Origin of the sequence: Paenibacillus sp. NPDC058177, assembly GCF_042883835.1 — a bacterium.
In the GTDB taxonomy this organism is placed as follows: domain Bacteria; phylum Bacillota; class Bacilli; order Paenibacillales; family Paenibacillaceae; genus Paenibacillus_AQ; species Paenibacillus_AQ agri.
This window is the reverse complement of record NZ_JBHVVB010000001.1, coordinates 677785-703516: the sequence shown is the minus strand read 5'-3', so window position 1 is coordinate 703516 and position 25732 is coordinate 677785. Positions and strand designations below refer to the sequence as shown.

At 48.7% G+C, this 25732-nt stretch carries 19 protein-coding genes; 2 read left to right on the top strand and 17 right to left on the bottom strand.

What is annotated here, in order from left to right; all coding sequences use genetic code 11:
* Window positions 1–99 precede the first annotated feature (99 nt).
* Window positions 100–1236: a tyrosine-type recombinase/integrase gene (locus ACFVU8_RS03215; RefSeq protein ID WP_387425813.1), complete on the top strand. Its 1137-nt coding sequence runs from the start codon at window positions 100–102 to the stop codon at window positions 1234–1236.
* A 109-nt stretch (window positions 1237–1345) separates the two neighbouring features.
* Here ACFVU8_RS03215 and glnA read toward each other — a convergent pair whose 3' ends face one another.
* From glnA to mutS, 17 genes are all read right to left on the bottom strand, one after another.
* Window positions 1346–2674, bottom strand: coding sequence for a type I glutamate--ammonia ligase (gene glnA / locus ACFVU8_RS03210; RefSeq protein WP_066361711.1), 1329 nt, complete (start codon window positions 2672–2674; stop codon window positions 1346–1348).
* A gap of 30 nt (window positions 2675–2704) precedes the next feature.
* Window positions 2705–3115, bottom strand: a complete 411-nt coding sequence (locus tag ACFVU8_RS03205) for a MerR family transcriptional regulator (protein ID WP_066361713.1) — start codon at window positions 3113–3115, stop codon at window positions 2705–2707.
* An 84-nt stretch (window positions 3116–3199) separates the two neighbouring features.
* Window positions 3200–4453 (bottom strand): methionine gamma-lyase family protein, encoded by a 1254-nt coding sequence (locus ACFVU8_RS03200; protein WP_387425812.1) that lies wholly within the window; start codon window positions 4451–4453, stop codon window positions 3200–3202.
* A gap of 92 nt (window positions 4454–4545) precedes the next feature.
* Window positions 4546–5835 (bottom strand): GTPase HflX, encoded by a 1290-nt coding sequence (gene hflX, locus ACFVU8_RS03195; RefSeq protein ID WP_387425811.1) that lies wholly within the window; start codon window positions 5833–5835, stop codon window positions 4546–4548.
* A 53-nt stretch (window positions 5836–5888) separates the two neighbouring features.
* Window positions 5889–6854, bottom strand: a complete 966-nt coding sequence (locus tag ACFVU8_RS03190; protein WP_379464241.1) for an AAA family ATPase — start codon at window positions 6852–6854, stop codon at window positions 5889–5891.
* Window positions 6855–6947: 93 nt separating this feature from the next.
* Window positions 6948–7604 carry a YdcF family protein gene (locus ACFVU8_RS03185; protein WP_387425810.1) on the bottom strand — a complete coding sequence of 219 codons (657 nt, stop codon included), beginning with the start codon at window positions 7602–7604 and terminating at the stop codon, window positions 6948–6950.
* Between the two features lie 3 nt (window positions 7605–7607).
* Window positions 7608–8162 (bottom strand): ribonuclease FAU-1 family protein, encoded by a 555-nt coding sequence (locus tag ACFVU8_RS03180; RefSeq protein WP_175373284.1) that lies wholly within the window; start codon window positions 8160–8162, stop codon window positions 7608–7610.
* Between the two features lie 277 nt (window positions 8163–8439).
* On the bottom strand, window positions 8440–9684 hold the full coding sequence (locus ACFVU8_RS03175; RefSeq protein ID WP_387425809.1) for an MFS transporter: 1245 nt from the start codon (window positions 9682–9684) through the stop codon (window positions 8440–8442).
* A 226-nt stretch (window positions 9685–9910) separates the two neighbouring features.
* Window positions 9911–12487, bottom strand: coding sequence for a transglycosylase domain-containing protein (locus tag ACFVU8_RS03170; protein ID WP_387425808.1), 2577 nt, complete (start codon window positions 12485–12487; stop codon window positions 9911–9913).
* 173 nt (window positions 12488–12660) lie between these two features.
* Window positions 12661–12900, bottom strand: a complete 240-nt coding sequence (hfq, locus tag ACFVU8_RS03165) for an RNA chaperone Hfq (protein WP_042128368.1) — start codon at window positions 12898–12900, stop codon at window positions 12661–12663.
* A 379-nt stretch (window positions 12901–13279) separates the two neighbouring features.
* Window positions 13280–15124, bottom strand: a complete 1845-nt coding sequence (locus tag ACFVU8_RS03160; RefSeq protein ID WP_387425807.1) for an ABC transporter ATP-binding protein — start codon at window positions 15122–15124, stop codon at window positions 13280–13282.
* Window positions 15124–16854, bottom strand: a complete 1731-nt coding sequence (locus ACFVU8_RS03155; protein WP_387425806.1) for an ABC transporter ATP-binding protein — start codon at window positions 16852–16854, stop codon at window positions 15124–15126. Before ACFVU8_RS03155 ends, ACFVU8_RS03160 begins: the two co-directional genes overlap by 1 nt.
* A 74-nt stretch (window positions 16855–16928) precedes the next feature.
* Window positions 16929–17273, bottom strand: a complete 345-nt coding sequence (locus tag ACFVU8_RS03150) for a hypothetical protein (protein ID WP_217622468.1) — start codon at window positions 17271–17273, stop codon at window positions 16929–16931.
* A gap of 189 nt (window positions 17274–17462) precedes the next feature.
* Window positions 17463–18419, bottom strand: coding sequence for a tRNA (adenosine(37)-N6)-dimethylallyltransferase MiaA (gene miaA, locus ACFVU8_RS03145; RefSeq protein ID WP_387425805.1), 957 nt, complete (start codon window positions 18417–18419; stop codon window positions 17463–17465).
* Window positions 18409–19188 carry a class I SAM-dependent methyltransferase gene (locus ACFVU8_RS03140; protein WP_387425804.1) on the bottom strand — a complete coding sequence of 260 codons (780 nt, stop codon included), beginning with the start codon at window positions 19186–19188 and terminating at the stop codon, window positions 18409–18411. The genes miaA and ACFVU8_RS03140 overlap by 11 nt, the downstream gene beginning before the upstream one ends.
* A gap of 60 nt (window positions 19189–19248) precedes the next feature.
* Window positions 19249–21360 (bottom strand): DNA mismatch repair endonuclease MutL, encoded by a 2112-nt coding sequence (mutL, locus tag ACFVU8_RS03135; RefSeq protein WP_175373291.1) that lies wholly within the window; start codon window positions 21358–21360, stop codon window positions 19249–19251.
* A gap of 50 nt (window positions 21361–21410) precedes the next feature.
* The gene (gene mutS / locus ACFVU8_RS03130; RefSeq protein WP_387425803.1) at window positions 21411–24224 is read right to left on the bottom strand and encodes a DNA mismatch repair protein MutS; all 2814 of its coding nucleotides are present in this window, start codon (window positions 24222–24224) and stop codon (window positions 21411–21413) included.
* A 499-nt stretch (window positions 24225–24723) separates the two neighbouring features.
* Here mutS and ACFVU8_RS03125 point away from each other — a divergent pair, with 499 nt between their 5' ends.
* Window positions 24724–25533 carry an inositol monophosphatase family protein gene (locus ACFVU8_RS03125; RefSeq protein WP_387425802.1) on the top strand — a complete coding sequence of 270 codons (810 nt, stop codon included), beginning with the start codon at window positions 24724–24726 and terminating at the stop codon, window positions 25531–25533.
* Window positions 25534–25732: the final 199 nt, after the last annotated feature.

The window sequence follows — 25732 nt, the reverse complement described above, 5'->3', positions numbered from 1 at the left end:
ATAATTATCTCAAATAACTTGTTGACTCGGGATTCATAGCCGCAAGGCTATTTTCCATATATATAAATACGAACACACATTCTGTAAGGAGGTAATGAAATGGCTAGTTATAAAAAACTTGCTACCGGTTGGTCGTTTAGATTGCGATTTAAGGACCCTTTCACCAAAGAATTCAAAGAAAAATCACAGAGAGGATTCGAAACAAAAAAGGAAGCGCAATTAGCCGTATCTGATTTCGAACGACAATTAGCTGAAGGAGTTGACTTAACAGATTTAAAATTGAAAGATTACATGGAGTTCTGGATAAATGAATATAAAGTGGATTCGGTCCGTAAAAATACTCTTTCCTGGCATAAAAACAACATTAAAACTCATATCAACCCATATTTCAAAGAATTATTTATGAAAGAAATTAAACCAATTATGTATCAAAAGTTCTTAAGTAGTCTCTTTGCAAAAGGACTTAGCAGAAGAAGTGTAATATCTGTCCACACAACATTTAACGGAGCAATGAAACAAGCGATTATATTGGGTAAAATTGAAAAAAACCCTTGTTCGGGAGCAAAAGTAAAAGGTGAAGAAGAAAAAACAATAATAAAGTTTATTGAGTCTGAACACATTCCTTCCTTTTTAACTTCCGCTAGACAGTATGATTACATCTATTGGAGTTTTTTTAAAGCTCTCATTGAAACTGGCATGAGAAAGGGAGAAGCAGCTGCACTTCAGTGGACAGATATTAATTTTAAGGATAGAACCATCAAGATCACAAAAACATTGGACTTTACAGCGAAAAGTAGCGAGGAGACTTTTGGTGATACAAAAACATATAATTCAAAAAGAATAATCACTATTCCACAAACCATGATTGATGATCTCAGGTTTCACCTTAATTATCAAAATCAAAACAAATTGGCTTTATTAAACGCATATAATCATGAGTTGAATTTAGTGTTTTGTAAAAACGATGGGAACTTCATTCCAAAATCATCACTATTTAATGCATTTTCTAGAATACTCAAAAGAATCAATATTTCCCCGATGCCAATTCATTCTCTAAGACATACCCATGCAGTGCTCCAACTTGAATCAGGAGCCACAATGAAATATGTTCAAGAAAGATTGGGGCATGGTAGTGTGCAGATAACATCTGACGTTTATGCACACATATCCAAAAAAATTGAGACAGATCATTCGGAAAGATTTGAAACCCACCTTAACAAAGTCTTCGAAAAATAATTATTTTGTGGTAATTTTGTGGTAACCCCATTATCCCCCCAATATAATAACCATACTTCCCACAATAAGAAAAGCCCCCAACGCTTAGAGCGTCAAGGGCTGCTTCATTCTAGTAAAGAGTCATGTATTGATCTCTTTCCCATTGGTGTACTTGTGTGCGGTAGATATCCCACTCGATTTCTTTAAGCTCGTAGAAGTGAGCCAGTGCGTGCTCGCCGAGTGCTTCGGTGATCACTTGGCTGCGAATGAGTTCGCTTAGTGCTTCCTTCAAGTCGGATGGCAAGCTAGGAATGCCTTCTTCAATACGCTCTTCTTCGGACATCACATAGATGTTACGATCGATTGGAGCTGGAAGCTCAAGCTGACGCTTGATGCCATCAAGGCCTGCCTTCAACATTACAGCAAGTGCAAGGTAAGGGTTAGCAGCAGGGTCCGGGTTACGAACCTCTACGCGAGTGCTGAGACCTCTTGAAGCCGGGATACGGATCATCGGACTGCGGTTACTTGCAGACCATGCCACGTAACAAGGGGCTTCATAGCCAGGAACCAGACGCTTGTAAGAGTTCACAGTCGGGTTGGTGATTGCGGCAAAAGCACGTGCGTGCTTCAGGATGCCCGCCATGTAATAACGTGCGGTTTTGCTGAGACCCAGTGTATCGCTCTCGTCATAGAACATATTCTCATTGCCTTTGAACAACGATTGGTGAGCGTGCATACCGGAACCGTTCATTCCGAACAGTGGTTTCGGCATAAAGGTTGCGTGCAGACCATGTTGACGGGCAACAGTCTTCACGACAAGCTTGAAAGTTTGAATTTGGTCAGCCGCTTTGATGGCGTCTGCATATTTGAAGTCAATCTCATGCTGGCCGGAAGCCACTTCATGGTGGGAAGCTTCGATCTCAAAGCCCATTTCTTCCAGGGTCAAGACGATTTCGCGACGGCAGTTTTCGCCAAGGTCCATAGGTGCCAAGTCGAAGTATCCGCCGTGGTCGTTAAGTTCCATGGTCGGATTACCCTTCTCATCTGTCTTGAACAGGAAGAATTCCGGTTCTGGACCAACGTTCATGGAAGTGAAGCCGAGTTCTTCCGCTTCCTGTAGACAGCGCTTGAGGATGCCACGCGGGTCTCCTGCAAACGGAGTACCATCCGGCATGTAGACATCACAGATCAGACGTGCTACACGGCTGTCAGTTACCCAAGGGAAAATCACCCAAGTGCTAAGGTCAGGATACAGATACATGTCAGACTCTTCGATACGTACATAACCTTCGATGGAAGAACCATCGAACATCATTTTATTGTCGAGCGCTTTTTCCAATTGGCTTACAGGAATCTCAACGTTTTTGATAGTACCCAGCAAATCGGTGAACTGAAGACGAATGAAACGAACATTTTCTTCTTTGGAAATACGCAGAATATCTTCTTTAGTAAAGCTCACAATAACCTCTCCCTTTCACGTATCTTTATATTATTTATTGAAAAACCGGGATAACTCACCTTGAATGAGAGATACTTGTCCCGGTCTTTTTCCGGAAACGAGCTCTTGCTTCAATAAGCGGTGAAGCTGGGAATCGGACAACTCTCTGCGTTTTACCTCTGTATCAGGAGTAATGACAGTCGCCTCTTCGGATTCCTTGGAGACAGGATTCATAACCTGCTTAATCCCGGCGATATTAACGCCCTTCTCAATCAAAGCCTTAATCTCCAGTAGACGTTCTACATCGTTAAAAGAGAACAAACGCTGGTTGCCGGAAGTACGCGCTGGTACAATCAGGCTGTGCTGCTCATAATAGCGAATCTGCCTTGCCGACAAATCGGTTAGCTTCATTACAATCCCTATAGGAAATAATGCCATATTTCTGCGGATTTCATCACCCATGACTCATCCAACCTTCCAATGATCTTTTTCTATTTATCATTGTACATTCCCTAATCCAGCGCGTCAATAGTATGTTAGATAAACTTACAACAATTTACGATCTTTCATACTCTGTAAAGCCATCAGCACGCCATATTTCACGTGGGAATAGGTCAAACCGCCTTGCATATAGCCAATATATGGTGCACGGATCGGCGCATCGGCCGACAATTCCAGACTGCCGCCTTGAATGAACGTACCTGCCGCCATAATGACAGGATGTTCATAACCTGGCATGTCCCAAGGTTCAGGAACCACATGGCTGTCAACAGCCGCAGCGCGCTGAATCCCTTGAACAAAGGCAATCAGATGATCAGGTCCGTCAAAAGCCACAGCCTGAATAAGGTCCGTACGGGGTTCATTCCACGCTGGTTTTGTCTCGAAGCCGCAGCGGGCAAACACGGAAGCTGCGAAAATACTGCCTTTAACCGCTTGTCCCACCGTATGCGGGGCCAGGAACAGGCCTTGATACAGGCCGCGGGTGGTTCCTAGCATCGCCCCCACCTCACCGCCGATGCCTGGTGCAGTCAGCCGGTACGCGGCTAATTCGACGAGCTCTCTGCGCCCACAAATATAGCCGCCAGTCTCGGCAATGCCGCCTCCAGGATTTTTAATAAGTGAACCAGCAATAAGATCTGCACCAACCTGCGTCGGCTCCAGTTCCTCCGTAAATTCACCATAGCAATTGTCCACAAAGACAATTACATCCGGCTTCAGCTCCTTCACCTTCCGCACCATCTCACCGATCTGAGACACCGTGAAGGATGAGCGCCAGTCATACCCGCGTGAACGCTGAATGCCGATGACCTTGGTATTGTCATTAATGGACAGTCCCACCTCATCCCAGTCTACCCCGCCCTCTGGTGTCAATGCAACTTCACCGTAACCAATGCCAAAGTCTGCAAGTGAACCTGTTCCGTCGCCGGTTTTGCCAATGACCTTGTGTAAGGTATCATATGGGGTGCCTGTGATATAAAGTAGCTCATCCCCCGGACGTAGCACGCCAAATAGAGCCGTGGAAATGGTATGCGTACCGGAAGCAAAATGAGGCCGAACTAGCGCCGCCTCCGCACCGAATACATCGGCATACACAAGATCCAGCACCTCACGGCCCCGGTCATTATAAGCATAGCCAGTAGAACCGGCAAAATGGTAGTCACTAACTTGATGACGCTGAAACGCCTCAATGATCTTCCATTGATTCTTGTCCACAATTCGTTCCAGGTTCTTTACTGCACTTTCGATTTCAAGCTCTGCGGCTTCTGCCGCCTGTAAAATATCCTCTGCAAATGCTGCCATGTTTCTCTGCTCTCTCCTTACATTTACTTGCCATTAAAATAACAGGAAGCGACAGTTGCCTGACGCTTTCCTGAGCAATACTTATATTCATTTTACTGCGGGTCCACAAAATCAGCCAGCATGTAGCCCCATTTTGCATAATCTTCTTTATTCAGACGAACGGTGTACAGAATATCATTCTCATCAAAACCCTGTTCCAGCACCTCACCGACCCTGTACAACACGGAGGTCAGATCTCCCCGTTCACCAGGAATACGGAAGGTCACCGTATCTCCAGCCAGTTCATCGGCAATCACCTGCGTGATGTGGGCCAAATCCTCAGAATTGAACGCACTGATCTTCAAGTACCCGTCTCCCGACGGCAGCATTTCGAGCTGACCCGGTTCACAGATATCGGATTTGTTAAACAGTACAATTTGCGGTTTGCCCGCTGCGCCGAGATCTTGCAAAATACTCTGCACAACATCCATCTGCTCCTCCCGCATCGACGAAGACGCATCTACCACATGCAGCACCAGATTAGCTTCGTTCACTTCTTCCAGTGTCGCCCGGAAAGAAGCAACGAGATCATGGGGCAGGTTCTGGATAAAACCAACCGTGTCGGTAAGCACGACTTCCTTGCCCCCAGGAAGCTGAAGAACCCTGGAGGTAGGATCAAGTGTGGCGAACAATTGGTTCTCGATATAAACATCCGCGTCCGTGAGCTGTTTTAGCAGTGTGGACTTCCCGGCGTTCGTATATCCCACCAAAGCCACCTGCACGGCTCCACTCTTCCGGCGGCGTTCGCGGTGCAGCTCGCGTGTCTTAACAACCTCATCCAGTTGGCGTTTCAGTTCGGTAATCCGGTCACGGATATGACGACGGTCGGTCTCCAGCTTGCTTTCCCCTGGCCCTCTCGTCCCGATACCGCCGCCCAGTCTGGACAGGTTCTTACCATGCCCGGACAGACGAGGCAACAAGTACGATAACTGGGCAAGCTCTACCTGGATAATTCCCTCTCGTGTCTTCGCCCGTCCAGCAAAAATATCCAGAATCAACTGGGTCCGGTCGATAATCTTGAGGTCCAGCGCTTCCTCCAGATTGCGGACCTGAGCGCCTGACAGCTCCTGATCGAAGATAGCAGTGTTGGCCCCTAAGCCGTCTGCCGCCATGCGCAGCTCCTCCACCTTACCTTTGCCGATGAACCATCTGGGGTCGGGGGTTTCCTTGTTCTGACGAAGCACATCCAGCACCTCGACCCCGGCGGTCTCCGCTAATTGAACCAGTTCCTGCAGGGATAACTCAGGGTCAACACCTGTGCGCTTGATTTTGTCCGTAACGAGGCTGACCAGAATCGCCCGGTCTTGTACTTCCGTTGTTGTATTATGTGTTGCGATTGCCATGTATACTTTACTCCTTATGCCCGTTTCGGTATTCCTGTCCGCCCACTCAGACTCTACAGCTTGAAGTCCTCTGTTCGCAGTGTCATTAGCTCCTGCTTGCCGGGACTATTGTTCTCATACTGGTACAAGAGCCTTACTGCCTGGCTGCGGACCGCTTTCTCAATTGCATTACGCACATATCTTGCATTACTGAACGCATGAAGACTTTCGGTCTTCTCCAGCAGCAAATGCTGCTTTAGTTTGAGTATCGCCTGCGGCATCAAAATATAATCGCGTTCTTTGGCCATCAGCCCCGCGATCTCAAGCAACTGATCGATGGTATAGTCGGGAAACTCGACCTGAATCGGGAACCGGGAAGGAAGTCCTGGATTGCTCATCAGAAAATAATCGATCTCGCCGGAGTATCCGGCCAAGATGAGAATAAACTGACTACGGTGATCCTCCATCGATTTTACAAGTGTGTCGATCGCTTCCTTACCAAAATCCTTGTCTCCACCACGGGCAAGACTATAGGCTTCATCGATAAAAAGAATGCCGCCGAGCGCCTTCTTGACCAGGTCCCTCGTCTTTTGCGCAGTATGCCCGATATATTCGCCCACCAGATCGGCTCTTTCCACTTCAATCAGATGCCCCTTGCTCAGCACACCCATTCGCTGAAAGAGTTTTGCCACAATACGTGCGACAGTTGTCTTACCAGTACCAGGGTTGCCCTTAAACACCATATGATAGGCCTGCCCGCTGCTGGCAAGACCTGCCTCGGTGCGCATCTGGGCGATCTGAAGCAGCGCGTAAATTTCAAACACCAGTTCCTTAATGTTATCCAGTCCAACCAGTCCATCCAGTTCACGGCTTAATTCCTGGAACAGGCTGTTATGGCTGTGAATTTTCGCGGGTGCCGCCTCCGGCTCCTCTGCCGTGCTGCCCATGGCAACAGGCTCCTGATTGCGCAAGACGATGTTAATTTGCCGGGACGGTCTGCCTTCCTCCCGCCCGCTTGCCGCCGCTACGCGTCCGTTCATCGGTTTCACCTCATTATCCAGGGCTGACTTGCTCTAAACAAGTCTATTCCTGCTGACGGGGTGATATTAGCAGTTTCGGGATTTTCCCTTTATTCAAAGAAACAACTGCTGAATCTTCCATTTGGTATAGGCCAGCACCTCACGCGATTTGTTCCAGGGCATGGACATCACGCGGGATTCTGTCAGTCCTAGCTCCGGTTTGTCGTAACCAAGAGCATCTGCTATTTCCATAGCTCGTGACCCATGATAGGTATGCGTAATGATGATAGAAGTAGTGAAACCTTCTTTTTTCATAATCTCGCGGCTAAACAGTAGATTCTCATACGTACTGGTCGCTGCATTTTCAATCAGAATATCGCCTTCCGGGACGCCTGCACCAACCAAATAATTACGCATTCCCTCAGCTTCGGTGTACTTGTACTCCGGCCGATCTAGTCCTCCAGATACAATAAAACGGGGGAACATCCCGTTATGGTAAAGCTTGAGCCCGTAATCGAGGCGCTCCTTCAAGCCTGGGCTCGGCTCATCACCCCACATGGACATTCCAAGAACGATCCCCACATCTGCTTTATGCATGGGGACCGTCGACTTGGCGCGGTTAATATTCCACAGTGCAAAACCACTCCATAGCAGCCCCAGTACGATCAAGATAGCCAGTCCAATCAAGAACGGTCCCTTAAAACGGAACCGCCGTCTTTTAGATACTACCCGGATCGGGGATGAGCCTTTTCCGTAGACGTACCAATCCATTTGTCATTTCCTCCTGAACTCTCCGTGATGAAATAATTCCGCGCGATGCTTCAGGGAGAGGGAGAAATAAGGAAAAGCATGCGCGTCTATACTTCGTAAAATCGTATTCGCTGTGGTCCAGGCCTGGTTATAATCACTGTCCGAAATGTCCCCTCGTTCCAGCGCTTCCTCCAGCTCATCTTCATCCAGCAAGAATACTTCCCCGTTCCAGAGCACCACAACATCCAGATACAGATCATCGAACCAGGGCACACCCTGATCGGTGACACCCTGCACTTTACAGGTATCGATGTACCATTGAACGATATTTTGCCGCTCGTCGAACATAGCCGTGACAATATAATGGCTATCCTTGGGGAAATATTGCAGCCAGGAATACCCTTTGTCAGCAATACGGTATGTATGCCGGCCATAGCTTTTCCACAGTGGTTCTTTCAGCCCATAAATAGTGTACAGCGTAATATAACCACTGAACTCCCGGCTCTCCACATAGCGGCAAGCAAAATGGCGGCGCGTAATCCGGCGCCAGTTGGCCCGGTCTCCGAATTTACGTTTCATAAGAAATAACCCTCTCCATTATGGTGTCTTCAGCTTACCACATTTAGGAGATACACTCAAAGGAAGACAAGTGAACAGTATTCCTGTTATATCCATAACTGATGCATGTTAAGTACTGTTATTGGTTAATTAATCATTTTTGTTATTTAATTTTTATCCGTTTTCGATATAAAAAAGGCTATCCAGAAATTCTGGATAACCTTTCATACAACACTGCATTTTTAAGCTGACACTTGCGCATTTCTGTGTAACTTATTAATCTGGAGATCATGAATCATTATTTTACTGTTTCTTCTGTACCATTATATCTATTTACTTGTTTCGCATTTACCCGACCCGCAAGCGAACCAACGAAGGAAAGGGCGAACCCAACCGAAGCAATGATATACAGCATTTGAATCCCCAGGGTATCCGCTATCCAGCCAGATAACAATAAAGAAACACCATATAGAATTGAGGTAAGTGACGATTGAGCGGAAAATAACGGCGGGAGCTCTGAAGTGGGGACACTAGTCTGGTAAGAAGTTCGCTCCGCCAAATTCTTTATAGCCTGGAAAGCCCCTATGGCGAACATGATGCCGAGCGTCACCACTGGGCTAGTAGAGAAACTGAAGCCTAGTGTTAGCGCAGCAACGAAGCCGCTACCTACAGTCAGCATAACACCAAGATTCCACTTTTCGTCCGTCAAACGACTCATCAAAATGCTTATGAGGACGAATCCACCTAAATTAGCGCCGTTCATCCATCCCCACCATACTTCGCCTACATGTAGCCGTTCATTTACAAATACGAGCAATAGCGCTCCAGCAAATGCCCCTCTAAATAAGCCTTCCCAAAAATCCATCCATAACAAGACACGTAACTTGGGTAACGTAAAATAAATCCGCCATCCCTCTTGAAGTGATTGTCCCCAAGAAACTACTGGTGCTTGGTCCATGTTGATTCTGACTTCTTTGATCATCGCGGATGATATGCAAGCACCCCCTAATAGCAGTGTTGACAGGAGCAACACTTGGCTGGCACCGAGCCAACTAACCGTGATGGATCCGAAAGCCCAACCTGCCAGAGAACAAGTCTCTACAACACCCGCGAGTACGCTGTTCGCTTTAAGCAACGAAGTTTCAGGTACGGTTAGCGCAACAAGCGACGACCTGACAGGACCTGCTACACCCTCCAGAATAGATATCCCGAACACCATCCCAACCAATACAGCAATATTGGGATTCTCATTACCCATTAACAGCATGTATATGGTGAGTAAGCCCAAGCCAAGTGTTTGCCCGCCAAGACTAGAGGTAAGTAGGCGGTTCAATCGCAGTTTACGCATAATAACAGGGGCTGCTACGCTACCAACTGTCATACCGGCAACTCTGAGCAGTGGATACAAAGCCGTAATGGTAGCCGAACCAGAAAGATGATAAAGCGTGACGACTAGCGCCAAAATATACCAGATGTCTCCTAAAGTAGATAGAGCCTGACTAAGCCAGAGTCTATGAAATGATTGTGTAAGCAATGGACTCATCCTTCCCTATATTCAGTTGTATTCAGGAAAAGGAATGAGAATTTACAACGGTCTGCCTCCGATCAAAAATGAAAAAGGTTGTTCCATTGTAGCATATTTCATTCACAATAGCATTCCTTCTGGCAAAAAAAGAACCCCGGCAGTGCGTACACCCCCTCCTAATGAGGGAGCACGGCACAACCAGGGTTGTGGGACTTCTATTCAGTTGCCCACAAGAACCAGCCTCTTAAGGCGCAGTTAAGCCATCCGCCCCCGTACCCGCTTCATGGTCGGTATTGGTCGGGGCACCTGTGTCGACACCAGCATTAGCCGGATTGCCAGGTTCAGTTGTAGCCGCTGGCGGTGGTGTCGTTATAGGCGGAGGCGTCGGAATTGGCGGCAGTGTACTCTCAGGCGGAACAACCGTTCCACTGTTATTTCCACCATTACCGTTATCACCGCCCTGATCTCCACCTCCATTATTTCCTCCTTGGTCATCTCCACCGTTACCCGGCGTTTCGATAGGAACATTAGGATCAGGTGTGATCGTAGGTTCTGGAGTCGGTTCTTCATCCTCCACATAGACGGAGACCGTACTCGATGCCGGACCTTCTGTACCCAGCTCAGGATAATACGCCGTTACATAATATTCATAGGTCAGACCTGGCATCGCGCTGATGTCTCCTACCCCGGCAGTTGTTGTGCTCAGTACGGAACTGAAGTTCGCCTCCGAGGTCTCCTTGCGGTAAATACGATACTCTACACCCGCAGTAGATACGGCATTCCAGCTGAGATTCACCGTCAACGTAGAAGGATCATACTGGGCGGACAGACCGGTAACCGCCTGTATAGTTTCCGGAGTCGGTGTAGGCTCCAGGTTAACGATATTATCCGGCCGCGGGAACGTCTTCTTCGGCACATCTCGCAGCGCTTCTTTCATGACTTTACCCCAGAATGCTGCTGCCAGCGGACTGCTGTTCTTGAGCAGATGCTTCTTGCTTGGTTTGTCATACCCCATCCAGACGGCTGCCGTCCATTCCGGGGTATAACCGACGAACCAGACATCACGGTTTGAGCTGATACCAGGGTATCCGCTTTGGGTCGTACCGGTCTTGCCGGCTACCGGACGGTCAATTCTGGCCTTTTTACCCGTTCCGCTTTCAACAACCTTCTGCATCATATCGGTCATCTGGTAGGCGGTACTTTCTTTCATGACCCGCGTAGGTGTCGTATTGGCCTTGAATTTGGTTTCTCCACTGCTATCTGTAATCGACTTGATTGAGTAAGCATCGCGGATTTCACCACCGTTGGCAAAAGCGCTGTATGCTTGCGCCATCTCCAGCGTATTAGTACCCTTGCTCATGCCCCCAAGGGCCAGCGAAAGGTTCTTGTCTTCATCGGTGAGGTCAATCCCCATTTTCTTGGCGAATTGGAAGCCTGTATTCACCCCGATTTCATTCAGCAGCCATACCGCCGGAATATTCTCCGACTTCTGCAAGGCATCGCTCATGTTGATCGTGTTGGAATATCCATGCAGATTGTTCGGACAGTATTTGCCGAAACACTGCTTCACATTACTGAGCAAGGAATTCTCGTTGAATTTGCCAGTCTCCAATGCCGGCGCGTATGAGACCAGCGGCTTGAAGGCTGAACCTGGTGAACGACGGCTTGCGGTTACCCGGCTATAGCCTTTTTTCTCATAGTTCCGGCCACCAAGCAGAGCAACAATACTTCCGTTCTCCTGGTTGATGATGGTCATCGAGCCTTGCACTAGATCTTCATCCACACTTTTCTCAAAGTTAGAGCTGTCGGCAAAGGCATCCTCTACCGTTTCTTGCGCGTGCTTATCCATAGTAGTGTAGATCTTATATCCGCCGATATTCAGATCATCCTCAGTCAGTCCATATTTATCTTCTGCTTCGTCCACTACATAGTCAATGAAAGCCTGATAGCGTTGCTTCGTTTCCGGCGGCTTGTAGTTGTAGTCCACTACTTTGGCTTCGTCCCGCTCTTGTTCGGTAATGTACCCCTGCTCATACATGAGCTGCAGCACAACCGCACGACGTTCCTTGGACAAGTCCGGATTGCGGAGCGGATTATATCGGGAAGGACCTTTAGGCATAGCCGCCAAGGTTGCCATCTGCCAGATTTTCAGCTGACTAAGATCACTTTGGCCGAAATAACGGATCGAAGCAGCCTTGATACCATACACTGTACCACCGAAGTTAATCCGGTTCAGATAGAGTGTAATAATATCTTCCTTCGTCTTCTGATTCTCTAGTGCGACAGCGATGGAGACCTCTGTTGCTTTTCGGAAAAAGGTCTTATCCCGTGTTAAAAAGATGTTCTTGGCGAGCTGCTGCGTAATCGTACTACCGCCCTCCACCATGCTCCGTGCGGCAATATCCTTGACCGCGGCACGGCCGATGGACCATAGATCCACCCCGCTATGCTCGAAGAATCGTCTGTCCTCGGTGGCTACAAACGCATCAATCAGCAGCTTCGGAATCTTGTCATACTCCACCGGATCACTTTTCTCAAAGGCCAGTTCGCCAATGATGTTCGCATTTCGGTCATAGATTTTGGTTGTTGGGTTTACGGTCAGCTTGTCTTCGTTCTCCTGCAGCAGCTTCTCACCGTTCAGCATAATGAAGAGGTAACCACCCAACGCACAAAAAATAGCTAGTGCTGTTGCAAAAAACAAACTCCATAATACACGTTTTTTGGTAAGAAACTTTTTCTTCTTTGCATTTGTCTTCGGTTTGGATGACGTCGGCGTTCTGTCTCTATTCCGATTCGTCCTTGACATTTCATCTTTAGACATGGTGCCTCCTGACTCCCTTTAAGGAAAAAAATCGTGAATGCCTTCCTGAATGAAAAGAACAACCTTCTCAGGTTGCTCCTTCTCACTCTTTATTCAACGCTGTATACACAAAAAGGTTTCACTTCAGTTGTTTAAAATCTGCCGGGCAGATTAATCAAGCACACGCCCGCTCGTTATTCCTCGTTGCTATTATCCTGCATCAAGGACACGCTGCGTTGCGGTGTGAAGGTAGAAATGGCATGCTTGTACACCATTTGCTGACGGCCATCGCTGTCAATGACAATGGTGAAATTGTCGAAAGCTTTAATGATGCCCCGGATTTGAAAACCGTTGGTCAAATATACTGTAGCAGGGATATTCTCTTTGCGTAGTTGGTTCAAGAACGTATCTTGGATGTTAATGGACTTGTTCATATGACGTACCCCCAATGGTTCAATTAGATTGTTTAGAAGTATATTCGAGACCTGAGAGAAACTTTCCTGCTATTATATCACGGATCATCCCCCTTCATCAATGGAGGATGCACGGGGTAAAACAGGGGCTTATTTTATCGGTCAAGGATATATTCATCACTTCTGGATTAAAGCGGATAAATTCAATTACAGTACTTAATCTCTTAAAAGATGGCTCCCCCTTAATGTGTTGTACTCATACATTATAAGCCTATTGTAATCCTTGGTCCAATTGTCGGACGACAGCTGACCCAAGTTCCTCACAAAGTATTGATTTCGACCTCGCCTTCCTATTCTCCTTCTTCAAGCATGGAAACCGATCCCGCTTAAATAAATCCGACTACACTGCCCGCTCAAACTGGCTAGCATACAATTCATGATAGACACCATGAAGCTTAAGCAGCTGCTCATGGGGACCTTGTTCGACAATCCGGCCGCTCTGGATAACCAGGATACGGTCCGCATCCTGAATTGTACTCAGTCTGTGCGCAATGACAAAGCTGGTGCGTCCCTGCATGAGAGTCTTCATGGCTTGCTGAATCTGCATCTCCGTACGGGTATCAACGCTACTTGTCGCTTCATCCAAAATCAAGATAGCCGGATCAGCGAGAATAGCGCGTGCAATCGTCAGCAATTGGCGTTGTCCATGGCTCAAATTGCTGCCTTCCGTCTCCAGCATTGTATCATAGCCATGCGGAAGCCTTGCGATAAAATCAGCGGCATTGGCGAGTCTCGCGGCTTCCTCAACCTCTTTGTCAGTGGCCTCAAGGCGTCCAAAACGAATGTTCTCGCGTATCGTCCCTGAGAATACGTGAGCGTCTTGCAGCACCATCCCGATCTGGCTGCGAAGCCCGCGCTTGTTCAGCTTCCGAATGTCAAAGTCATCAATGGTAATAGAACCGTCCGTCCTCTCGTAAAACCGGGTCAACAGGTTAACGATCGTCGTCTTACCCGATCCAGTCGGCCCGACAATGGCCACTTTTTCGCCGGGCAGGGCTTGAAAGGTCACCCCGTTCAAAATTGGCGAATCCGCCTTGTAACTGAAGGATACGTCACGGAAGTCAACTTTCCCGGTCAAGATCGGACATTTCGTCTCTTTCTCTTCTGCTGATTCGTATTCCGACGGTAAATCTAACACCTCAAACACACGCTCCGCCCCCGCAATGGCAGACTGAATCAGATTGTACTGATTGGCCAGTTCTGAGATCGGACGCCCGAATTGCTTGGAATAATTCAGAAAGCTTACGATAATCCCGACCGTGGCCAGCCCATGGTAAGCCATCCAGCCACCGGTACCCGCAATGATTGCAAAGCCCAGATTATTAATAAGGTTCATAACCGGCCCCACAAGTCCAGATACAATCTGTGCTTTGATGCCGACTTTGTTCAGCTTATGACTGATTCCGCGAAACCGCTCTGTCTCAATGCCTTCTCTAACATATTGTTTAACGACCTTTTGTCCACTGATCGTCTCCTCGATAAACCCGTTAAGCTCGCCCAAATGCCGCTGCTGATCCTTAAAATAGATTCGGCTCAATCCGGCGATTTTGCGGCTGCTTACGAGAACAAGAGGAATGGTTAACAATGCCACGACCGTAAGCGGAACATTCAGGGTGAGCATAATGACCAGCGAACCACTCAACGTGATGAGACTGTTCAGAAGCTGAGTCACACTCTGATTTAGCGTATTTGATACATTCTCGATATCGTTGGTTGCCCTGCTCATCAGCTCTCCGCGAGCATGTGTATCAAAAAATTGTACCGATAATTCCTGGTACTTGGCGAATAAATCACGCCGAAGTTCAAGCACTGTATTTTGCGACACTGCCGTCATAACATAGGCCTGCACCCAGGCAACCAGACTGGACAGCCCGTAAATTCCCAGCAGCAGAAGGCTAAAGCGAACCAGCAAATTATATTCACGTGGAATAACGGCGATGTCTATCGCCTTGCCCAGCAGGAACGGTGCAACCAACGACAGCACTGCATTCAGTACAGTGAAAATGTACACCACGATCAATCCGCCTCGTTGACGGTTTAAATAAGCCCAGATGCGTCTAATGGTGGCACTCCGGTTCTTAGCACGAACGATAGGCACGGCAGGTCCGCCTCCTCCATGACCTCTGCCGAAGGCGCCCGGAGGGCCGGGTACCTGTGCCGATGTACGATTATGGGGACTGGACATTACGATGCCTCCTCTTTCTTCAACTGCGATTGCCGGATCTCCTGGTAAACTTCTGAGGTTCGCAGAAGTTCTTCATGTGTACCCTGAGCAGCGATTACACCATTTTCCAGAATCAGAATTCGATCAGCATCTACGACAGACGACACGCGTTGCGTAATCAGAATGTTCGTGCTGCTCCCCATCTGCTGACTGAGCCGCTTACGAATTCGTGATTCAGTTACCGCATCAAGCGCACTGGTGCTGTCATCCATAATTAAAATGGTAGGCTGAATCAGCAGTGCCCGCGCAATAGATAGACGCTGCTTCTGTCCACCGGATAGATTAATCCCACGTTGACCCAGTATAGTATCGTAGCCTTCAGGAAGTCCCATAATAAATCCATCTGCTTCCGCAGCAATGGCCGCCTGCTTAACTTCCTCATCCGTAGCATCAGGCCGGCCATAGCGGATATTATCGCGGATAGTTCCACTGAACAAAATCGTTTGCTGCATGACAAATCCGATGTTTTTGCGCAGATGCTCCAGGTCAATTCTTCGAATGTCTGAGCCGTCGATTGTAATAGAACCTGACGACACCTCATAGATCCGCGACATGAGGCTAACCAGTGTCGACTTGCCCGCACCGGTACCCCCAAGGATTGCGACCGTTTCACCAGGTTTAGCCGTAAATGAGATATCCTCCAGCACAAGATTCTCATCATTTGAATCATAAGCAAATGAGACCTTGTTAAACTCAACCTGACCGACATGAACCGCATTTGTTAGGCTGTCATGCGAATTTGCGATTTCATTCGTTGTTGCGAGCACTTCGCCTACACGGTCCCCGGACACTTTTGCCCGCGAGATGAATGTGAGCATATTACTCAGCATCAGCATCGACATCAAAAGCTGGGTCACATAGTTGATAAAAGCAATCAAATCGCCGATAGGCAATCCATGATTCCAGTTTGCCAGTCCCCCAAACCAAAGAACCGCAACAATGCTGACATTCAGCACCAGCATCATGAGCGGTAAATTGAGGGACATAAGCCGTGTAACCTTAATCGCCGTCTCGGTATAATCCTTATTCGCCTCGTTGAACCGCTTCTGCTCATGCTCACCACGAACAAAGGCCTTAATGACCCTGATCCCCGATAGATTTCCCTGCAGCACCGTGTTGACCCCATCGAGCTTGATCTGCATTTTGCTAAACAGCGGGAAGGAAAATCGGATCAGTACATAGAGCAGTACAAACAACAGCGGAACCGAGACAAGCAGGATAAGTGTCAATGAAGGACTGATGCGAATCGCCATAACCAAACTACCGATAAGTAGCAGTGGTGAACGGACGAGTGAGCGCAGAATGATCTGAACAAACGTCTGTAGCTGCACCACATCGTTCGTTAGACGGGTAATCAGCGATCCGGTCTTCAGCTTATCCAGATTTCGATTTGAAAAAGATTGTACTTGTTCAAACAGCCGAATCCGCAGATCGTTACCGAAATTTTGCGACGCGATACTTGAAAAAATAGTACATCCCACACCACCAATCAGACCAATAAAGGCTACGCCCAGCATGGTCAGACCCGTCGAAACAATATGCGTCAAATCATTCTTCATTATGCCTTTGTCCACAATGCTTGCCATCAGTGTAGGTTGAAGCAAATCCATAAACACTTCAACAACCATCAGAAGGGGTGCCAGCACGCACCATAGCCAGTAAGGCTTAATAAAACTCTTTAGCTTTAACATCTTTTCACCTGATTTCTGAAACTCTTGTTCTGCGGGTTAAACGAAAACAAAACTAATTGTGGCCATCCATCCTATCAGTTACTCTCATCCTTTACTTCTTCTCTATCCCGTTTCGCATCCTGTTCCAACATCACTTCCCGCAGCTCAAAAGCATGGATAAATTCTTGCATAATAGCATCGGTGGCTTTTAATTCACCACTCAACACCTGCTTAATGGCGTCGTATTCGGGCTGGTTCAGCTGTTGCATCAACGTGGAGCGCTTAATATCCAGCCTTTCCAGAAAAGCAATTGCACGCCCTCTGCGAAAGGTCTGCGCACTTTGAATACGCTCCTTGTGCCCGTCGCCAGATTCGCAGCCTTGTTCACCAGATCCCCGGTGACCACGTGACCCCTTCGATCGATCTCTTCCCTCGCGCATTTTAAACCCCTCCTCACTCTGTATACATTTGTATACAAAAGTATCTGTTATTAATCTAAACCTGATTCATATCGACTGTCAAGTACATATAAACTGTCATTCACCACTCACCCTTAGACGAAAAAATGCTCCCGAAAAGTGAAAATCCACTTCAGGAGCATCCTCTATGCTATCGTATCACAAAAATATTTATAGGCCTTTAGAGAAGCTATTTGCTATGAACTCATTTAATTTCTCAATCTGCTCATCGAAGCTTGGCTCCACATCAACATCAATCCACTGGATATCTTTCATGTGACGGAACCATGACATCTGTCTTTTGGCGAAGCGGCGTGTATCCCGTTTTAAGAGCGCCACGGCTTCGTCGATAGTTAGCTCACCGGCAAGATAAGCAGCAATCTCTTTATAGCCCAGTCCCTGCATCGATACGAGACTCCGATCGTAGCCCTGGTCCAATAGTCCTTGGACCTCGGAGATCAGCCCGTCAGCGAGCATGGCGTCAATTCGATCTTCGATCCGTTTATAAAGAATTTTCCGATCCATAGTCAGACCGACCAGACACAAATCATAGGGTGATTCCTTCTTTTGCCCGGCAAGGGAGTCCGATTGTGTTATATTCGTCTGATGAAAGACCTCCAGGGCACGGATGATGCGCCGACGGTCATTAGGATGCAGACGCTCCGCGCTAACAGGGTCTACAGCTGCCAGTCTCGCATGCAGAGCAAGCGCTCCGTACTCATCCGCATAATCCTCTTGCTCTTTGCGGAAGGCTTCATCCGCCACCGCTTCCGAGAAGCGGAATCCGTAACAAAGGGATTCGATGTAAAGCCCAGTCCCCCCTACTATAAATGGAAGCTTGCCCCGGCTGCTGATCTCATCAATCAGCCTGCGACCCTGCTCCTGAAACTCCGCAGTGGAATAGGCATCCTTAGGATCATGAATATCTATCAGATGATGAGGGATACCCTCCATCTCTGTTTGTGAAATTTTAGCTGTTCCGATGTCCATGCCACGATAGACCTGCATAGAATCGCCGGAGATAATCTCAGCTCCGTAAGCCTTAGCAATGGCAAGACTCAGTTTCGTCTTGCCGACAGCGGTCGGTCCCAGCAGCACCAGAACCTTACGCCTTTCTTCAGTTGCCAATCTTTATCACCCCGTACGATGTTTTGGAGCTGCCGCGCAGCAGCTCGGTGAAGCCCAGTCGTTCAAATTCGCCGCTAAGCGCTTTTTCCTTTAGCAGCACCGTTTTTCGGGCCACTCTCTTGGCTTCTGCCACACTCTCTAGCGACAGCGCTTCTCCGTTGGCATATTGGCGCAGCGGAGAAATAGAAGCCGAATCCGTTAATGGAACACGGAACATGGGATCGAAGTAAACTATATCTATACTACGGTCCGGCTGGGCCCGCAAATAGTCCAAATGGTCACTGTTCACGACCTGGATACGGCGAAAAGCCTCATTTACCCGTTCCTTCCCAGTGGTATATTGACTCATCCCTTCAATCAGCAGTGCATACAGCGGGAGCGAACTTTCCAGTGCGGTTACCTTAGATGTTTCTCCACCGTAGACAGAGAAGAGCAGTGAGTCCGTACCCAGCCCTGCTGTGCAATCCAACACGCTGTCGCCCGGAATCATATCTGCAGCAGACAGTAATGGATCAGTTTCGCCTTTGAGAATCCGCTTGGCCCGTACATATCCCATGCTGGGATGGAACTCCATCGGCGGCATTCCGGGACGTATCAGCCGGACAGCCTCTTGTAGTACAACCAGCACCTCCTCCTCCCCATGTCGCTTCACTAGCTTGGGCAAGGAAAGGTTATCGCGCGGTACATAATTGCAACCTGTACGTTCCGCAAGGCTAACCGCCCGCTGTATAATTTCCGGTATCGGGTCATTGCCCGTCGTTATAATCATTGTGCCTCCTGTTCGGCTCTATACAATAAATCCTTTATAGATCAATCTTATTTCAAAACTTCACATCACCCGTTTGAACAGCTTCTCCAGATCATAAGCAGAAAAAGAAATGACAATCGGCCGTCCATGTGGACAGGTGTATGGCTGGCGGCACGCCGCTAGCCGGGAGATCAAGGTCTCTACTTCCTGTTCGGTCAGCTTCTGATTTGCTTTAATAGAGGCTTTGCAGGAGCACAAGATGGACGATTTCTCACGCAGTTTAGCCAGATCTATTGCCCGTTCGCTCAGCACCCATTCTGCCATCTCTTCAATGACCGCCTTCTCATCCCCCTCCGGGAACCAATAAGGCAGGGAGCGCACTAAGAAGGTCTGGCCGCCAAAATGCTCCAGGTATACGCCCGCTTGCTGAAACCAGTGAAGCCGTTCGCTGAGCTGCCGGCTCTCTGAAGGTGTGAACTCCAGCGTAATGGGTAGCAGCAGTTCCTGTGAAGCATCTTCCGGACGCCCAAACTTTTCGTAATAATATTCATAATTAATCCGTTCATGTGCTGCGTGCTGATCTATAAGGTACAGCCCACTGTCGTTCTGGGCAATAATATAGGTCCCATGATGCTGGCCAATATAATTCAGCTCTGGAAAAGCTGGCAGCCCCGATTCTTCGCTGGCTGCAGGCGCCCACAGTTCTTCGGTTACTGGGAATTGGCCTTTGCTGACCGGGGCAGCAGGTGATGGACGATATCCGCCACTGTAATTATTACTGGCTGCGCCTCCTGCCGATGGTCGGCTGGCATTCCCGGAATAGTTCCCACTGGCTCCAGAAGGCAAATTACGGTAACCATCATTAGACGTGCCTCCACCGAGTGGAGAAGAAGACAACGGTTTGCCAATGCCATAGGAGGCCGTGGATTCCCGGGACTGGAACAACACTGGCTTCACAGGAGAATTAACGCCCTCATAAGAAGGGCTCGAACCCGCTGCCGCCAGGTCGGAATTCGTCTCTTGCGGACGGGTTACATCGCCTGGATTCACCGGATGCTGTGCACCCGGCGGCACACTGGAAGCTGCGGAAATTTCACCTGAAGGTGACTGTTGAGATGTCCCTCTACCGAATGCGAACTGCTCCTGAATAAAGGCACCACTATTCTTGGAGCCGATCGGTTCTTTGCTAGGACGAGGAATCAGACTTTGGCCCATAAGGACCTTGCGGATCTCCTCTTCGACGAACTTGTACAGCTCATTCTCCTTACTGAAACGAACCTCCAGCTTGGCCGGATGCACGTTGACATCCACCAGGGAGGGATGCATATCGAATTTCAGCACCAGCAGCGGGTAACGGTTAATCGGCAGCAGCGTATGATAAGCCCGCATAATGGCCGCATTCAGACCATTGCTGCGGATATGGCGTCCTCCAACAATAGTTGTCACTCCGTTGCGGTTAGATCGCGTCCATTCCGGACGGCTGACAAAACCGCTAATCTTGAAGTCAGGATCTTCTGCAGTCACAGGCAGCATCGCTTTCGCTGCTGACGTCCCATAGATGGCAGCAATGACCTGCAGCAGATCACCATTGCCCAACGTGCGCAACAGTTGATTGCCATTGTGGTGAAGCGTGAAGGAAATCCCGGGATGGGCAAGAGCCGTCCGGTACATCGTGTCGGAGATATGTCCGAGTTCCGTCTGAATGCTCTTCATGTATTTCAGCCTGGCCGGGGTATTAAAAAATAATTCCCGAACAGCAAAATCTGTCCCTTGTCCGGAAGGAGAATCTTCATTGATCCGCAAATTGCCGCCCTCGATCTCAATCTTGCGGCCTACACCGTCATCCTTGCTCGCTGTGAGCAGTGACACTTTGGATACCGCCGCGATACTGGGCAGCGCCTCACCCCGGAAGCCCAGACTTGTAATCTGGAACAGATCCCGTCCGGTCACAATCTTGCTCGTCGCATGCCGGTAGAACGCTGTCTCGCAATCATCCGGCTCGATGCCTGATCCGTTATCCTTGACACGGATGCTCTGAAGTCCACCTTCCTCCACCGATACCTCGATCACGGTGCTTCCCGCATCAATAGCATTCTCTACAAGCTCCTTCACCACGGAGGCTGGTCGTTCAACCACTTCCCCCGCGGCGATCTGGTTGGCAATATGCTCGTCCAACACATGAATTTTCGCCATATTATTCACCCCGCTATAGGCTATCTATATTGTTAAGCTGTAAATGTTAATTAGAGATCCTTCGCTTTCATTTTCAGATCATTCAACAGACCCATAGCTTGCAGCGGCGTCATGTTCATGAGATCGGCCCCTTGAACGGCTGCGATAAAGTCTTTAAGCGCCGGGTTAAATTGTTCCTGGGCGGGTACAGAAGCTCCTGCCCCGCCTTTGCAGGACTTACGAGGTTCCTCTTCACCGAAGATAGAGAGCTGCACCACTTCCTGCTCGGCTTCAGGCGCTGCAAGCGTTACGGCAGCTTCAGGCGCTGCGAGCGATACAGCAGATTCAACATATGCCGTACCCGCCTTGGTGAACGCATGATCTGTTGGTGCTTCAGTTATGCTGGCAACAGATTCTTGAACAGAATCAGGCCCCTCAGTATTGGAACGCCGTGGCTCTGAGCCCCCGTAATGGAGCGACGGTCCGCCTGGTGCTGCTGCCTGCTCAATACTCTGGAGCAGCCCATATGCCCGGTCAATGATTCCCCCCGGCAGTCCGGCTAACCGTGCACAATAAATACCGTAGCTGCTATCCGCCGCTCCTGGTACAAGCTTGCGCAAGAAGTTAACCTTGTCGCCACTCTCCTGCACAGCCATCGAATAGTTGCGCAAGCCTGTTAGACTCTGCTCCAAGTGAGCGAGCTCATGAAAGTGTGTCGAGACAAGCGCCTTACAGGCGATGGTGTCATGCACATATTCAATAACGGCTTGAGCAATGGCCATGCCCTCGCTCGTCGAGGTACCCCGGCCCAGCTCGTCAATGATAATCAGACTGCGTGCGGTGGCTTTTTCCGTCATGACCTGGATATCGGCCATCTCCACCATGAACGTACTCTGGCCGCCAATCAAGTCATCCGCGGCTCCAATCCGAGTGAAAATGCGGTCAATCAGCGGCACTTCAGCGCTAGACGCGGGAACAAAGCAACCGATCTGGGCCAGAATGCAGATCAAGGCAACCTGGCGCATATAGGTACTTTTCCCGGCCATGTTCGGTCCGGTAATAAGCAGAATATTACCCTCTGCTTTGGTAAGGCTGCTTCCATTGGCGATAAACGCTGCATCCTTCAGCACCGCTTCCACGACCGGATGTCGTCCGCCTTCCAGCCGGAGATCATACCCGTCGGAGAGCTTCGGCTTCACGAACCGCTGTTCTGCGCTGACAGCTGCAAGGCTCTGGTATACGTCAATCTCAGCGACCTTCTCGGCCAGATTCTGAAGCCGCGGAACCTGGGCAGCTATTCTGTCACGCAACTCTGTGAAGAGGCTGTATTCAAGATCAGTCATTTTATCCTGGGCTTCCAGAATCAGCGCCTCTTTCTCTTTCAGCTCAGGAGTTACGAACCGTTCGGCGTTAGCCAGCGTCTGTTTGCGCTCATAGCGCCCTTCTGGCAGTGCAGCCAGATTGGCACGGGTGATCTCTATAAAATAGCCAAATATTTTGTTGTAGCCGATTTTGAGTGATTTGATACCGGTAGCCACACGCTCTTTAGCCTCAAGCTCCGCAATCCACTGCTTGCCACTGCTGCTTGCTTCCCGCAGCTCGTCCAGACGTTCATGGTACCCCTGGCGGATAATCCCCCCATCACGCACAGACACAGGCGGATCTTCAACGATTGCCCGCGCAATGTCTTCACGCAGCTCTGCACAATCGTCCATCGCCGCCCCGATCTCCCGCAAGGTCGCAGAGCCTGACGTCCCACACAATTCTTTCAAGGCCGGAATTTGCTCCAGCGACAGCTTCAGCGCATTCATATCCCGGCCATTGGCGCTCCCGAAGGCAATTCGGCCAACCAGACGCTCCAGATCATAGATTTCTTTCAATGCCTGACGCAGATCTTCACGAACGATGAATTGGTTATACAGATAATCGACGGCTTCCAGGCGACGTTCAATCGGTGCCCGCTGAAGCAGCGGCTTATCAATGCGGCGGCGCAGCAGGCGCGCACCCATCGATGTCTCGGTGCGGTCCAGCAGCCAGAGTAACGAGCCTTTTTTAGAACGCTCACGCACCGTCTCGGTCAGCTCCAGATTTCGGCGGGTGAACGGATCAAGAATCATATAATTGCCGGGTTCGTAAGGCGAAATCTGACTGAGTTGCCCCAAGGAGCGCCGCTGTGTCTCACTCAGGTAGGAGATCAGCAGCGAAAGACAATGGCCCCGCTCCCGTTCCAGCCGTACCCATGCTGATTCGCCGAACTGGCGACGAGCCAATTCCTCATCCCGCTTATCCCATGGGGTGTATACGACAGGTTTGGCCAGCAGGGATGCTTCGCTCCGCAGGGTCTCCAGCAGTGCTGTATCACCGATAATCTCGGCGGGTTCATAAATGCCAATCTCATCACGCAACCACTCTGCGCCGGAGAGCACGGAAGTTACATACAGCTCACCTGTGGTCAAATCACAGGCAGCCAGCGCCATCATCCCGTCCAGCTCAGTGACACAGACCAAATAGTTATTGTTCTTGTCGGAGATGATTTTGCCATCCATCACCGTTCCCGGTGTTACGACGCGCACGATATCTCTGCGCACCATCCCTTTCGTTACAGCAGGATCATCCAGTTGTTCGCAGATCGCGACCTTGTATCCTTTTTCGATCAAACGCTGTATGTAACCCTCAGCGGCATGGTATGGGACACCGCACATCGGAATCTTCTCGTCGCCCCCACCTTCGCGTCCTGTTAATGTTATTTCCAGTTCCTTCGATGCCAGCACGGCATCCTCAAAGAACATCTCATAGAAATCGCCCAGTCGGAAAAAGAGGAACGCATCCTTTGCTCCTTCTTTCACACGTAAGTACTGCTCTATCATCGGCGTATATTTTGCCATGGTCTACCTCCAAGACTTTTTCATGCTAACCTCTATTATAACAGAAAGTTTGCCCTCAAAGTTACCCCTGGTAAGTTGTACTGGTAGCCGCTGTTATAGAGATCCCATTTAGTCCGCTTTACTACTATATTGAACGCTAAATTGCCTTTATTTAAAAAAACATACTAAAGCATTTAAAGGTATTTTCCTCTTCTAACAAGACCTCTCTTAGTTCGATTGTAGACTCAGACAATTTATTATTTTTAGTTCAAGCTATACAAATACTGCTTAATCGATTAAATGTTCAAGGTAAAGTCAAACTAAATGGTATGCCTTATAGTCAGTAATCACTGAGAAAGAATCTTGACAGACCACATTTCACTTAGTAGTATTCTAATATACTACTTATACAAAGGTATCATTTTAACACAGCTTTTGTAGAGGGTATTTTTTTCAAAAAAAATTAGGTCGTATTCTTTAATACTACTTTAAATTCGAACAAAGAGAGGATAAACCAACCATGAGTACCTCAACCACTATTGATATCGCTTTTTGCAGCGAACTTATTGTCTCTCTCGGAGCCAAGCTCCTGAAGGAATGCAAGAAAGATCTGCGTTTGACCACATTTGAGGAAGTATACGCCAGAGCTACAGAAATGAGTGAATGGGTCACCCGATCGTTAAAAGAACCCCTTGCCACCAAATATCCTTCTATTCTCTGGTCGGATTCGGAATTCAATCTGGATAATCAGCGGCAGGCAGAATTTGCAGGCGAATATTGGATTCTTGATCCACTGGATGGAGCTCTGAATTTTGTCCAAGGCTTCTCCTTCTTTGCCCTTTCTCTGTGTCTTATCCGTGCAGGACAACCGGTCGTTTCGTTTGTCTATGATCCCAGCAGCCGGGAATTATTCCATGCTGTTTCAGGACAAGGGGCTTTCATGAACGGCTCTCCTATCCATATGGCAACCAAGCAAGGGTTGGGCCAATCCTACATTACAACCTCCCTGCCCAGCAATCCGGCAAAAGAACCGGAGATATCAGAGCTGACGGTACGCGGCATTACCCGTTTTATGACTAAGACTGTAGCTGTAAAAATACTCGGTGCTGTCTCCTTACAATTAGCGTACGTCGCAAGCGGTAGACTTGATGGCTATTTTGAATTTGGGGACGATTATTATGACTGGCTGGCGGGTTCTTTGCTCGTTAAGGAGGCTGGCGGGATCATTACGAATGGTCATGGCGGACCTTTCACGTGGGGCACTTCCGGGATCATCACTGCGAATACCAGTCTGCATAGGAAAATGGTCGCGGAGCTGAGGGAGCTTTGATCTTGTTTTGTTTATTGACCTGCGTTTGAGCCAAGCCATAACAGAAAGGATAGTTTAGCATAGAGTTATCTCCAAACCCATGGAATACTGATAACAAGGGAAACGCTACCGCTTTTCCACATCCGTCCTCTTCCGCTGCTTGGGAGACATAATTGTTTATCACACGTCTTAAAAGACACGTCTTTAAAAGGAGCTACCT